The 13,760-nt window shown below is 43.3% G+C and carries 14 protein-coding genes; 7 read left to right on the top strand and 7 right to left on the bottom strand.

The genetic code is table 11. The features are described 5' to 3' along the window. Positions 1 to 127: 127 nt before the first annotated feature. Positions 128 to 847: a hypothetical protein gene (locus U1P77_RS09330; RefSeq protein WP_414479085.1), complete on the top strand. Its 720-nt coding sequence runs from the start codon at positions 128 to 130 to the stop codon at positions 845 to 847. A gap of 119 nt (positions 848 to 966) precedes the next feature. On the opposite strand, the gene hemJ is transcribed toward U1P77_RS09330, so the two are convergent. From hemJ to serB, 6 genes are all read right to left on the bottom strand, one after another. Next, positions 967 to 1,401 carry a protoporphyrinogen oxidase HemJ gene (gene hemJ / locus U1P77_RS09325; RefSeq protein WP_201556612.1) on the bottom strand — a complete coding sequence of 145 codons (435 nt, stop codon included), beginning with the start codon at positions 1,399 to 1,401 and terminating at the stop codon, positions 967 to 969. Positions 1,402 to 1,563: 162 nt separating this feature from the next. After that, on the bottom strand, positions 1,564 to 2,694 hold the full coding sequence (bioB, locus tag U1P77_RS09320; RefSeq protein WP_321154744.1) for a biotin synthase BioB: 1,131 nt from the start codon (positions 2,692 to 2,694) through the stop codon (positions 1,564 to 1,566). 286 nt (positions 2,695 to 2,980) lie between these two features. Then, complete coding sequence (locus U1P77_RS09315; RefSeq protein WP_321154743.1) at positions 2,981 to 3,493, bottom strand: SCP2 sterol-binding domain-containing protein; 513 nt, start codon at positions 3,491 to 3,493, stop codon at positions 2,981 to 2,983. 172 nt (positions 3,494 to 3,665) lie between these two features. Then, entirely contained in the window at positions 3,666 to 4,073 is a 408-nt protein-coding gene (gene aciT / locus U1P77_RS09310; RefSeq protein ID WP_321154742.1) for an AciT family ciprofloxacin tolerance protein, read from the bottom strand. A 155-nt stretch (positions 4,074 to 4,228) separates the two neighbouring features. Beyond that, on the bottom strand, positions 4,229 to 5,263 hold the full coding sequence (locus tag U1P77_RS09305; protein ID WP_321154741.1) for a DUF368 domain-containing protein: 1,035 nt from the start codon (positions 5,261 to 5,263) through the stop codon (positions 4,229 to 4,231). A 227-nt stretch (positions 5,264 to 5,490) separates the two neighbouring features. Then, a complete protein-coding gene (gene serB, locus U1P77_RS09300) occupies positions 5,491 to 6,783 on the bottom strand; it encodes a phosphoserine phosphatase SerB (protein ID WP_321154740.1) in 1,293 nt (430 codons plus the stop codon). A 474-nt stretch (positions 6,784 to 7,257) separates the two neighbouring features. Here serB and U1P77_RS09295 point away from each other — a divergent pair, with 474 nt between their 5' ends. The 6 genes from U1P77_RS09295 (at position 7,258) to U1P77_RS09270 (ending at position 12,262) form a co-directional block, all read left to right on the top strand. Further along, positions 7,258 to 8,694, top strand: a complete 1,437-nt coding sequence (locus U1P77_RS09295) for a hypothetical protein (protein WP_321154739.1) — start codon at positions 7,258 to 7,260, stop codon at positions 8,692 to 8,694. 139 nt (positions 8,695 to 8,833) lie between these two features. Next, positions 8,834 to 9,070: a PA3496 family putative envelope integrity protein gene (locus U1P77_RS09290; protein ID WP_201556622.1), complete on the top strand. Its 237-nt coding sequence runs from the start codon at positions 8,834 to 8,836 to the stop codon at positions 9,068 to 9,070. A 230-nt stretch (positions 9,071 to 9,300) separates the two neighbouring features. Beyond that, the gene (locus U1P77_RS09285; protein ID WP_321154738.1) at positions 9,301 to 9,858 is read left to right on the top strand and encodes a UPF0149 family protein; all 558 of its coding nucleotides are present in this window, start codon (positions 9,301 to 9,303) and stop codon (positions 9,856 to 9,858) included. Between the two features lie 116 nt (positions 9,859 to 9,974). Further along, positions 9,975 to 10,433 (top strand): YbjQ family protein, encoded by a 459-nt coding sequence (locus U1P77_RS09280; protein WP_201556626.1) that lies wholly within the window; start codon positions 9,975 to 9,977, stop codon positions 10,431 to 10,433. Positions 10,434 to 10,465: 32 nt separating this feature from the next. Further along, positions 10,466 to 10,939, top strand: a complete 474-nt coding sequence (locus tag U1P77_RS09275) for a YbjQ family protein (RefSeq protein ID WP_321154737.1) — start codon at positions 10,466 to 10,468, stop codon at positions 10,937 to 10,939. A gap of 408 nt (positions 10,940 to 11,347) precedes the next feature. Continuing rightward, the gene (locus U1P77_RS09270) at positions 11,348 to 12,262 is read left to right on the top strand and encodes a bile acid:sodium symporter family protein (protein ID WP_321154736.1); all 915 of its coding nucleotides are present in this window, start codon (positions 11,348 to 11,350) and stop codon (positions 12,260 to 12,262) included. A gap of 226 nt (positions 12,263 to 12,488) precedes the next feature. Here the strand turns inward: U1P77_RS09270 and U1P77_RS09265 are convergent, their stop codons facing one another. After that, entirely contained in the window at positions 12,489 to 13,517 is a 1,029-nt protein-coding gene (locus U1P77_RS09265) for a formate/nitrite transporter family protein (protein WP_321154735.1), read from the bottom strand. Between the last annotated feature and the right edge of the window lie 243 nt (positions 13,518 to 13,760).

Raw genomic sequence — 13,760 nt, 5'->3', positions numbered from 1 at the left:
TGTTGCCTCGCATAACGTATTATTTGCTAAATCTGCTATAACCAAACTCACCACTATAAAAAAAGCCCCTGCTGCCGCGTTGCTAACATTATTCTTAGGATGCACAAGTTACGTCCATGCCGATAGTATGAGCGCGCTTATTGCACAAAAATCAGCCCAGCCTGAATTAATGGCTCGCTACACACGATCATCAGTAGCAGTACCTGCTGCCAAGATTAGCACCCGCTCAACCATTCAACGTGTTCGTACCGATCGAACGAACGCTGTTAATCCTAGACCTGCTTCTAGTCTTAACAGTTTTAATAACTTTAATAATCAGGTTTTAAGCAAACCTATTGCTACTACTTCTTATCGTTATCCTGACGTGCAACGACAATCGCCAGCCGTACTACCTACGTTTTTATCTGGTAGTTATGACAATGTGGATAGTGAATACTTACCGCTGCTAAGCAGGGCTGAGACCCAAAGTAGCACCGCTGCCCGAGAAGTTATTAGTACAGCGCGTGCTATGGCTTTAAATGAGCGTACCATTATTCAAGGTGGCTGTTGGGATTATCTTAATGCCGTTTTTAATCGGGCAGGGGTAACGCGAGACACGGTACATAAAGGCGCTTATAGCCAAGGGCCTTATGCTAATAGTAGTGAGATTGAGGTGGGTGACTGGCTGTATTACATCAATCACGGCTACAATGGTGTCGAGCATAGCGGGCTGTTTGTTGGCTGGGTCGATGAAGCTGACAAACAAGCGCTAATATTAAGTTATGCCGGAGAAAGTCGCCGTGAGCCCGCGCGCTATCGAGTTTATGATTTAAGCAACGTCTATCAAATCATGCGCCCGACTGTTTAATATAGATTGTTTAACAAAGCCCGTTTATTTAAACATAAAAAAGCGTCCGCAACTTATCAAGGTTGCGGACGCTTTTTATTTTAGAATTGCTTCAAAGTCAGCTTAGAGGGGTACCAACTCTAGAAGGGTTTAACCACCACTAAAATGACGATAATGACTAAGGCAAAGACTGGCACTTCGTTGAACCAGCGCCAAAAAACATGTGACTTGTATTGTGGATTGTCGACGAGCTTCTTACGATAAAAACCACATGCACCATGATAAGCGGAAAGTAGAACCACTAATAGTAGCTTGACGTGTAGCCAGCCTTGGGTTTTGTACACGTCCCAACCCAAAAATACCATCCACAAACCAAAAGCCCAAGTTGCTATCATCGATGGGGTCATGATACCGCGGTATAGTTTGCGCTCCATAATGATAAAGCGCTCATGACTGATCTTATCATCGCTCATTGCATGATAAACATACAGGCGCGGCAGATAAAAAATTGCCGCAAACCAAGTGACCATTGAGATAATGTGGGCCGCTTTAATCCAGTTAAAATAATCCGCCATGGCCTAATCCTTTGTTATCAGTCTTTTATTATTTGGTCTTTTAATGTTCTATTTCTTACTATCGATAAACGCTGACAAGCCCAAACCTAGATTATAACATTTGCAACGCTGGCAAAATTAGCGTAGACAACCGAAGGATAATGGTAGCAGCACGCGATTAAATTACTCTGCCATCATCACCTGTGATTGATGACCGCTCATAGCATCAACTACTGGCAAGTGCTTGGGTGCTCTTGGCGCAGCAAACTGTTTGGTTAATCCCAGCTCACGCATCAATCTATCATCGCCTGATTGGCTGGCGTTACCGGTGGTTAGCAGCTTATCACCATAGAAGAACGAGTTAGCACCTCCCATAAAGGCTAAAGCTTGCTCGGCATCCGATAAGCTCTCACGCCCAGCGGACAGTCTTACATAGCTGCTCGGGCAACAAATACGCGTCACTGCAATAGTGCGAATCCACTCAAGGACTGAAAGCTCACCCTCTGCTAATATTTTGTCGCCAATGGGCGTACCTGAAACAGGAACCAGTAAGTTAACGGGAATGGACTCAGGCGCTTTGGGCATTTTAAGTAACTCATGTACCCAGTCAATACGGTCATCACGGCTCTCGCCCATGCCGACGATATTACCGCTACAGACATTCATACCCGAGTTGCGCACGTTGGTGATGGTATCTAGTCGCTCATCATAGCTGCGGGTACTGACTACTTGCTCATAGTAACGGCGTGAGGTGTCCAGATTGTGATTGTAATAGTCTAATCCTGCATCGGCCAACTGGGTAGCTTGATTGGTATCAAGCATGCCTAGGGTCATACAAGTCTCCAGCCCTAACGCCTTAACTTCCTTGACCAGCTCGACTACATAGGGCATGTCTTTGGCGCTCGGATGTTTCCATGCGGCTCCCATACAAAATCTTGATGAGCCACTAGATTTTGCGCGTTTAGCAGCAGCAATCACTTTATCAACGTCTATGCGCTTTTCTGCCTGTAGTTTGGTCTTATCACGGTGATGACCGGATTGTGCACAATAGCCACAATCCTCAGGGCAGTTACCGGTTTTAATTGACAATAAGGTGCTGATTTGTACTTCATTGGCCTTAAAGTTCTGGCGATGAATGGTTTGTGCTTGTAACAACAAATCCATTAATGGCAAATCAAACAGCTGCGCAATCTGTTCGCGGCTGTGTTTGCTAGGTGATGTTGCGTCTGTTGCTAACGTAGAGGTAGCGAAGAAGTCGGCTGTGGTGCTGGTAGTATTGGCGGTAGGTTCTGTGATTGAAAGCAATCCTGCCATGAGTGAAGTCCTTTTATAATAAGTGCTATGTATCATAAGTGCCGTGAAAAGCAGAAAATATGAATAAATGATAGATAAGGAAAACGATGTAAATTGAAGTTTAAAAAATTAAATTCAGATAAACTCTAAATTTAATTCATAAAAAAGGTTGCGGTAACCGTAGTATACCGCAACCTTAATAACAATAGCAGGGATGCGCTGACCAATAGTTATTGTACTGGTAGGCAATTAAAATGTCATGTGCTATCCGTACCACTAATTATCTAAACAATTATCACCAAGTTACTTATTTGCCGAGCTTATGTTTAGCCACACCAATCCAGTGACCAGCAAACTGCTGCGCCTTATAAGCATAAGGTTTGGCACGGGTAATATAAGGTTTTAGCTCTTCAGGAATAGTCGGCACGATATGTTTGGCCAACTTATTAAACCACATCATTAAGCTATAGTCGCCCTCTATACTTAGATTGCCTTCTTGAACCGCCGTCATAAAAGCGGGAAGACTGCCCTTAGTCAACAGCTTGACGCCAGTGATTGAATCTTTAAAACTAATCGTTAGATCCGCATTATCAGCGTGGCCGCTGTGTTGGGTAAAATCCCCATTATCAAAGCTAAAATAACGCGCAATGTCAGCCTCTTTACTGGCAAACTCGATGATGACTTTACGATCAGCCAGTAGTGATTCGAACTCTTCGCTATCGCTATCGCTATCAGCCAGCATTGATAATCTATAGCCAATTGCCGTCAATAGCACATCTAATGGATCGGATTTTACATCTAAAACAGGAACAGTAAACATAGTTAAACTCCTAAAGAATAAGAAATGAAATAAAGCGTACTTTATAGCAATTTTTACTACAATTATATAACTACATTATAAACCATAGACGGGCCTTAATTCTTTAGTAATTACGTAGAGAGCGTTGAGTATCTTGTAACATTCGCGCGTCCATGACTTGCTTGTGATAGGTCTAATAAAAGCGCGGCTGATAATCAGCATCATAAACAGGCGTATGCTCAATATAGCGGGCGGCTTCTAGTTCGCGCTGTTGCTGTACGGACTGACTGAGATCATCGTAACGTAGCGCCCGATATAATACCCAGGCCCCTAAGGGCAGCCAGCTGATACCCATCGCTGCCACATAGCTGTGCCATTCTGATAGTACGAACCAATGTAATAATAGACTCTGGATGACTTCAACGGCTACCCAGTACACCATGCCTCCGAACAGATACCACAGCAGCCAGCGCTGTGAGGATAGAGCGAGCGCCGCAATCGAGCCTGCTAATAGACCATAACCAAGTAGCGCCCCAGCGCTCCATGTGCCTAAATCTAATGTGCTTATACCTACCATAGAAAATACAGTTGAAAACATCATTCATCTCGCTAATCATAAGGTGAATTCCAATAGAACTATTATGAGAGCAAGGCGTGCAAAGCTAAAGGGGGTAAGGGCGACTTTGCGACAACAGTTGACGTTTGGTTTAGTATGGTTTTGTGCCGTTTCTAAATTGGATTACCTATAGCGATAGTTTAAGTGCGATTGCTACGGTGCCCCCACCATGATAGCAACGAGACTAAAATGGCGCCCAATAGCATTAGACTTAAGGTGGTAAGCCAGTGAGCCCCAGTAGGATATTGCCATGGGGCAACGTTATTTATCGCATCACTGTTTAGCATGCCTAAGGCATCTGTTTTCCACGGCCATACTTTGACTAACGAGCCCGCAATAAAGCCCGTCAATAGCGCTAACGTTCCTTGATAATAGCGTGATAGTAGCCACTTGAGCATATGGGTAAATAGCAATAGTCCACTTGCCATACCCGCCATGACGGTCAAAATAACAGTCAGGTTAAAAGTATGTACCGCTTCTAATACCGTGTCATAAGCGCCCATCAACAATAAGATAAACGACCCTGAAATTCCGGGTAATATCATCGCGCAAATCGCAATCGCCCCTGCAAAAAACAAATACGGCAAGCTCGGGGTAGTGGTCAGCAAGGGCAGACTACTGATGACCACTGCCACCACCAAACCTGTAATAAACAACCCAGCGCGAACAACATTCCAGCGTTTAATCTCGGCTAATAAAATAACCACCGTAGCGACCACGAGGCCGAAGAAAAATGACCAAATCAATAGCGGTTGATTATCTAGCAGGTGCTTGATAATACCGGCTAAGGTAGCAAAACTAGTCGCTATACCTAGTAACAGGAATAATAAAAATGTTGCATCGACGTGTCGCCAAACAGCAAGCAGACCTTTGATACCGCTCTCTTGACGAAACACGCGCCAAAGACTAGGGCCAATGCTACCAAGGGCATTAATCAAGCGCTCATAAATACCAGCAATCAGCGCAATCGTACCGCCAGAGACGCCGGGTACGATATCAGCGGCGCCCATCGCGATACCTTTAATATAAACGCCAAATAGTTGCTTTGGGCTGTCTTTTTGCGGGCTGTCTTTTTGCGGGCTACGTTTTTTCAGGCTATCGTTGTGCACGGGAGCGGTCTCTACTTGTGGACTCGGCGACGGCGACTCTGGGCGTGGTGATGGCGATGCCGTCATGGACATTCCTTTGTTGTTTGAAGTCATAACTTGTTTAAAAGTCGTAAAATGAGCGTTAATGTTCAATGCTAATATATTCAAGACTAATAAGTTCAATAAGAAAAACTAGCTTTAAAGATCAGCGTAAAAAGTTGTATAAATCATAAAAGCTAGGCCAACGATAGAAGCATTAACCTAGCTTTTTTTTTAGATGGATACCTAAATAAAGAAACAGCTCTAGCCAATCTTTATTGCGCAGGGATCAGCGCTGGGTAGCCAAGGGCATAGAGGACGCCTTCAAGTCCCGTGACATTGACGGCCGCATCCGCACGCGCTTGCACAATCGGTTTGGCATGATAGGCGATGCCTAAGTCAGCATTGGCCATCATCGGCAAATCATTGGCGCCGTCGCCAATACAGATGACTTGTGACATCTCAATGCCCAAGCGCTCAGCAGTATGCGCGACAATAGCCGCTTTTTTGGCGCCATTGATGATAGGCAGTTGCACATGTCCGGTTACCTCGCCATCTTCGATATCCAAATGGTTCGCGTGTACCTCATCAATGCCCAACTGTTCAGCGATATAGCGGGCAAAATAAGTAAAGCCGCCTGAAACCAATACCGTATGATAACCTAAAGTTTTAAGGGCGCTTATAGTCGTCCGAGCCCCTGTCGATAAAGTTAGGCGGGCGCAAATCTCATCAAGTACAGTAGTAGGAATGCCTTGTAATAACGCCACACGCTGAGCAAAAGATTCATCAAAATCAATTTCGCCACGCATAGCGGCTTCAGTAATAATCTCAACTTCTTCACCAATACCAGCCGTTTTTGCCAACTCAACGATGACTTCTTGTTCAATCAAGGTTGAATCCATATCAAAGCAAGCCAGTTTGTGGGTGCGCAGCATATGACCGATAGATAGAATGTGACAATCGACCACGTCTAAGCTATTAGGCTCTGTGCTTTTTGTTTCATTAATAGTTTGTGCGCTATTGTTGCTTTCTGCTAAGTATTTTTTTTCTAAATCTTGGCGTAGACGAGTGGTCAGCTGATCATCAATGATATGAGCGGCCGCTGTTTTTTTGCCAGGATGCATGAGGGTATCGGTAACGGGCACTAGCAAATAACGAAACACTTGCGCAGGGACAAACGGCGGTTTGGCTTTGGTAGTAGACGAGGTGTTAGTTGTATTAGCGTGAGCGGCACTGTTGGAGAGGGTGTTAGATACATAAGCAGGTTCGATGTCATTAATGCCACTAGCATCAATAGTAATGTTAACAAAGCTCGCCTCGGTATCTTCTGCTACCGTCACTAAATGCCAGCTTGGCTGCTCATCAACCCACGACTGAACGTATTGATGAATATCAAGTGCATGAACATGCGCAGGCAGTACCACAATTAGGGCAAAGACGGGCAGAGACTGTAGCGCGTCAAAATCTTGCAAATTGGTATTGTCAGGTAATAGTGAAGCTACAGAATCGACGGCTTGTTGCCATGCTTTGCTGTCTTTTGGTAACGAATAAGGTGTATTTTTTGGCATGGCTCAATTGTCCCTTGTATGCTCAGATAAGATTAGGAATAATAACAGCTTTACTGGGCAGCGCCTATAGATGGCACGCAAAGTACAACAGTTGGATAAAAGCGCGTATCACAGCTAAAATCTACTGGAATGAAGCTTTTTAAACAGAGCTTTTGAAACAAATCCATTAGAATAAGATCTTCAAAATAAAGTCTTTAAAATAAAACGCTTAAAAACAGCCATTAGATTAAATTTATGATAACCGCTAAACCTATGATGACCACTATGGTGATATAGTAGATAGTACGAGCTGGCCGTTTGTTCACAGCGCAATGAGGTCGAAAAAATCTAGTTTGAGCGCGCCTCACCTAAGCCATGATCTATTAACTTAAACGAAGCCGCATCAGACCAAGCTAATATAGCAGCATACTCTTCCAAATAATGAGCAATAGCCTCGTTTTTTAATTTCCTTTCCCTAAAAAAGTTTACCATATCATGATGTATTTAGCGCCGCGGCAAGGGTTGTTTGCCATTATTATTCTGGTTAGTTTTTGTTTGCAGACCCTATTACTGGTAATTAGCACCGATCAACAGCTGACTAAAAGCCGTGCGCAAAAAGGCGAGCAAATGGTTGCCCAGCTGATTGATGAGTCACGCCTGTCTTTAGAGAATAAAGACCGTGTCAGTCTCAGTGTTATTGCCAATCGTTATACCAGCGAGCAAGATGTCGCGCGGATACTGATTAAGGATAACAATGATGATTTATTGGTGCCTGTCGGTAATGCGCCCATGCAGCAAGGGGATACTATTAGCCAAATCGCTACTAAAGGCGATGCGGTAATTGGTAGTGTTGCATTGACGCTAAAGGACATCAGTAAAGGTGAAATAATCACTATGCAGTGGCCATTCGTCATCGGCTCACTGTTTTTGCACTTATTATTATGGTTACTTTATGGTTATATTGCGCGCCCAACCAAAGAGCAAATCAATGCACTGAGCCATGATATTCAAGATCTGCACCGTGAGCAGTACTTACAAGTGGGGCAACGCGCTAATAATCGTCAGTCATCTGAGCAAACTAATGAGCAAACTAACGATCAGGCTAATGACCAAGTTAACGACAGTAAAACTACCGTCAGCACGGCCGCTATTCATGATGAACTTAACGCCTACTTAAGGACGCAACAAACTCAGGGCACTACGACTGACTCTAACGCTGTAAACGCTACTAACCATAATGCGACAAGTAGCATGCAAAATCAGGCGAATAGCCGTAGTGATGACAGCAGTAGCCATAAGGTGAGTAGTAGCGGGTCCAAGCTGTCTGCTGCCCGCGCTTTTGATAGTGTTAACGTACAGATTATGTTTCATGATGAATATAATATGCTGGAGCGCTTAGCACCTGAGATGCGTATGCCTTATCTGGCACTCTGTACTCAGCTACTCAATCAAGCGCTAATCGAATTGCTCAAGCAGCCATTGCTACTGGGCGTAAGTGCTGTCAATGAGCCACAGTTTAACGAAAGAGGTGCTTTTGCAGAACTTAAAGCCGATAACGGCCATGCCAAAGTGGCGTTAGCGGGTGTCATGCTGGGTAAGCTGTATTTGATGCTCAATAAGATTATCCATGATAAGCATATTGAGCTGTCACGCTTTGCGTTACCGGCTAAAGTTGGGGTCAGTGATAGCGCTCAAACTGAGGCAATCACGCAACTGCTACAGAGTGTGGGCAAAAAAGAGCAGATGCTTATTTTACTGCCCAATGCGGGTCTCAAACAAATCAGTAACCATATCCAAGTACAAAGTTTGGAACGTCCGACAACCGTTTATGAGCGTGAATGTGCGGTATTTGATGGCGGTAATGACGCTATGATTCAGCGCTTAACTGATGTCCGTAATGCGGTGCTAATGACCGAAAACGAAGACCAATAATACTGTCTATAATTACCCTATAACTGAGTTTAAAATTACTATAGGTATAAAAATGATTGACAAGGCTCGTTAGAGACTTTATAAGGCATATATATACAGACGTATTTTTACACTAATGCCTAAATGATAGGAGTTTGTCATGAGTGACGCTGATATTGAAGATGATTTTGAAGATGATTTCGTAGACGACGATGATGCCAAGATGGTGGAAGAAGCAGAAATCAGCGTGCGTACACGCTTAAGTAGCCTTGAGAAACGCCGTTTAATCGATAACTTGCTAGAAGAGAAGCGTCTGGCCAAAGAATTAAAAGATGAGCTAGACGATTTAGATGACTTTGATGAAGATGGCGACGATTGGGATGATGACGATATTTAAGACTTAAGCCAATACTTAACTCTTAGCCTAGGGCTCAGAATGTCCCCGACAGCTTGTTACTAGCTAACTGTGCTAAGCTGGCTGAATTCTATTGCTAATTTTTAACAAGAGCTATTTCATCATCATGATTTCATCTTATTTGTTTGACCAAGATTACTTTTATTACTATATTGCATTTAACAGATGGTCTGTTGCGTATGACGCCAGCTATCGATTAAGGACACCTCACTATGAGCAACCAGCTGAGCTTTGATGAATTACTGGATTTTTTAGACAATCAAGAGAGCCAATTTGTGCTCGATAGTGTCGCCACCCATGGCTTTTTGACTGCTACTGTTATTGGGCGTCCACTACCTAACTGGATAGATGCGCTGTTTGAAGGGCATGTTAGCGAAATTCCAGAAAACGTCATTGACGGTATTCATCGCTGGCGCGCCTCAATCATGGACGAGCTCAAAAATGAGACGCCAATTGAGCTACCATTTGGTGAAGACGCTGGCAACGAAGAAGTGGCAGTCGACTTTTCAGATGAATCAGATATCGTAGCATGGTCGATTGGCTTTGTTGATGCCATGTATGGTGATGAGGCTGACGATTGGTTTGAAGCTGAAGATACTGCCGAAGATGTGGCCGTGTTAACCTTACCAATGATTGTGCTGAGCGGTATTGACGATGAAGATCCTGAGCTTGCTCAAATGCGCGCTGACCAAGATAAGCTGGCACAGATGGCCAACAGCATCGAAGGTAATTTAACGGAACTGTTTTTATTGTTCCATACTAAAGATTAGTTTGAACAGTGATTAGTTCGAACAGTGATTAGTTCGAATAATAGTGCTTAGCGCCAATAATGCCAAAGGGCAATGTTGTTTATAAACACCGCCTATCATTCCTATAAGGTAATACCATGACTGTGCAACTATCCAATCTTGAGCACTTGCCCAACTATCAGATCACTGAGCGCTTAGACGTGGTTTACGGTAGTACGGTGCGCTCAAAGCACGTCGGTAAGGACTTATTTGCCGGTCTCAAAAATATCGTTGGTGGTGAGCTGACCGCTTATACTGAGCTATTAGAGGAATCGCGGCAAGAAGCGATAGACCGTATGGTGCTAAAGGCTGAAGCATTAGGAGCTGATGCGGTCATTGGCTTACGGTTTTCGACTTCTAGTATTGCTCAAGGTGCCTCTGAGCTGTTTGTATATGGGACGGCGGTCAAGGCAATTCCGATGGCACAATCATCAAACCAACCACAATCGCCTTATAATCAACCGCCAAGTGGCACGGCCAATCAATCAAGTCAAAACCAGCCTGATCATAGCCAAACGCCTGCTGCAGACTTGCCACGTTTTAATCCTTTTGGCTAAGCTTTTAAGTTTGTCATGATAAGAGACACGCCATGAACGATTCCATTACCCAAATGCTATTCAACTACGCACCACTTATTATATTATTTGTGGTCGGTTGGTTTTTTGGGGCGCGCCATGAGCGTCAGCATTTAGCGCAATTAGTTATCTCAGAACAAGAATTAGGTCATATCCTAGTTTCAAGTGAACGCTTTTATCAGCCTCAGCTTGCTGTTAATAGTGATAGCGAGATGGTGCTTGGAAGTGTGGTCATCGCCCAAGATTATTTTAAGATGGTGATTGCAAAAGCGTTAAGCTTATTTGGCAAAAACCTGACCACTTATGAAACCTTATTGGATCGCGCACGCCGTGAAGCGTTAGTACGAATGCGTGCCCAAGCGCAGGCCAAAGGCTACAATCACATCTATGGTCTACGTTTAGAGGTCAGCAATATCAATCAACTGGGCAGTATGGTAGAAGCCATCGCTTACGGTACGGCGGTCATAAGTACTGAAAATTCCAAGTAGCGCTTTAGACATCGCGCAACATTCGTAACGGTACTTACGAGCGTTATTCAGCTTAATATCGCACAGTCTCTTTTATTTTGAATCGACTAAATAACCATATCAACAAACCTGTCAGCACTAAAATCTACCTAGTGCTAAGCCTCAAGTTTTTTTGCCGCCACTTAATAATAAAAACTCAAGTTTGACTGCCGATTGAGTGGAGCAATTACGCAAACTAATACTTCCATATCTCGAGCTATTGTTCTCTATCGTTTGGTAAAAACTATAGAGCCCACGAAAAACATTTGTAGGACCAATAATTTTACTATAAGTTACAAATGAGTACTCAAATTAAAATCTTAGTTACGTACTTTAACTAATATTTTATTTATTGACCCGTAGACGGGTCCTATCTACATGGACGTAGTTATGGAAAGTGTTCAGTTAGTCACCTTAGTAAATTCAATAATTATTCCCATTTGTCTATTTTTAATTATGATGGGCATGGGACTGTCCCTCGTTGTAAACGGCTTTAAACGGGTCTTAAAATACCCCAAAGCGGTTGGCATTGGGTTAACCAATCAGTTGATCATGTTACCGCTTATTGGTTTTGCACTGGCAAACTTCATGCCACTACGACCCGAATATGCAGTAGGTGTCATGTTATTGGTGCTTTGTCCTGGTGGCACCACCTCAAACCTGTTTACCTATTTAGCCAAAGGCGATGTCGCGCTATCAGTGACTATGACGGCGATTGCTAGTGTTATAACCGTCTTTACTATTCCTATTGTTCTGAGCTTTTCATTGATTCACTTTATGGGCACAGGTAGCGAATTTCAGTTACCTATTGTAAAGACAATGGTTTCATTAGTAGTGATTACCATCGTTCCTATTAGTATTGGTATGGTGATCAAACGTTTTGCGCCAAGAGTAGCCGACAGCTCGCAAGTACTAGTGTCTAGATTTGGTGTTATATTTTTAGCTATGTTAGTAGTCTTTTTAAGCTATGTTCAAAGAGATATTATCGTTGATGCCTTTATCGAGACCGGACCTGTGTCGTTAATCCTAAACGTCTCAACCATGGCGCTTGGTTATTACAGCAGTAAATGGTTCGGCTTAAACTTGGCACAAAGAACCTCAATCACTATGGAAGTCGGTCTGCAAAACAGCACGTTGTCCGTATTTATGGCATTGACGTTGTTGTCTAACTATGACATGTCGATGACGCCCGCTATTTATACTTTAGTCATGTTCTTAACGGCCGGTATTTTGGTAAGAATATTCAGCGCCAAGAGCAAGAAAGCTCAAGCAGAGAGTGGTATTTTGGCAGCACGCGCGCGCTAAACACTGATCAAGCATAAACGTCATTCCATAATAAACGCATCATCTCGGCGTTTGTTATGGTATACATCTTTAATGTTTGCTAAAGCACCTCTGATATCACGCCCTTTTGCATAAATGTCTTTTGCATTAATTAACTGTCACGTAAAGTAAATATCACGTAATTAAAAGCCACGTAATTAAAAGCCACGTAATTAAAAGCCACGCATTAACGCTAGCGAGCATTTATTCACGTTGTTTTATCATTCTTATCCTCCTTGGTTTGTTGTTTAACCTTTTTAATTTCAAACAAAAAGGTTCGATTTTTAAGTACCGCCACAAACACCACCCCTCCAATCGTATTGCCCACCAGCACCACCACCAAAAACCATAAATAAACTATCAAGCTGACCGTATTGCCATACAGCAAGGCAGAAAATACCTCAATATTGCCCACGATACTGTGATGTAATCCCAAAAATCCAATACTACCCGTCATCATTGATATCAGCACAATACGGCTAATAGTATCGCGCGCCGAAGTCACTAGCCACGCCGCTATCCCCATCAGCCAGCCCGCTAAGATTGAGCTACCGAATATCACCCACCATTCATAGCCCAAAACATGCTGTGCATAAGCATCAACATCTGCAACGCTGAACAACTTCATATTAATACCTAAGCCAATCATCAGCGCTGCAAACAGACAGCCGCCGACGATATTACCGGCAATGACAATACTCCACAGGCGCAGCAGCTTACTGACGGGTTCGATTTTATTGAGGACGGGTAAACTTAAAAGGGAGGTTTGCTCCGTGAACAGCAACGACTGACCAATGACCACGATGATAAAGCCTAGTGGATAGAGCAGTGATGCTAAAACGATGGCGTATTGATTGGGTAGCACGTCGTTGAGCAGTGCAAATGCCGTTAAAATCATAAACAAGCTAATACCAATCTCAAGTCCTGCGGTAAAAGCGCTGGTAAATAACGAACCGAGCGAGCGGTTAAAGGTTTCTTTGGCATCCATGAATTGCTCGACCAAGATGCTGGCGTAGCTTTTGGATGCACTGAGATTATCATCGCCTGCGACTTCTTTGATGGTTTTTTTATCCTCGTCACTGACAACTTCCGAAAAATCGTCATCATCTAATTCTTCGGTGGCATGGATGTCATTATTTTCTTTCTCGTTGTCGTTGCTGGAAAAAACAGTTGTGCTGCGATCCTCTATTGATTCGGGCGCTTGAGATTTGTTTTTTGACTCATTATTTTTTGACAAGGGTAGCTCGCTGTTTGTAAGGTGATAATTTCAAGAGGTACACAGAGTGCCTATTTTAGAGTATGGCTATAACCTATTATATTGAGAGCCAAACAAATTGGTATTGTTAATTGTTTAATGAAGTGCGTTTAACTAAATTACAGGGCCAATTAAAAGTATTCACCCAATCTCTACCCCTAAATCACCTTGCCATCTAACAAAATCCTGCCATCTGCGTTAAAATCATTCTATCAACTATTTTGC

Origin of the sequence: Psychrobacter sp. LV10R520-6, from assembly GCF_900182925.1 — a bacterium.
In the GTDB taxonomy this organism is placed as follows: Bacteria; Pseudomonadota; Gammaproteobacteria; order Pseudomonadales; family Moraxellaceae; genus Psychrobacter.
Note: the sequence above shows the minus strand (reverse complement) of the source record. Positions and strands in the feature narration are given on the sequence as shown.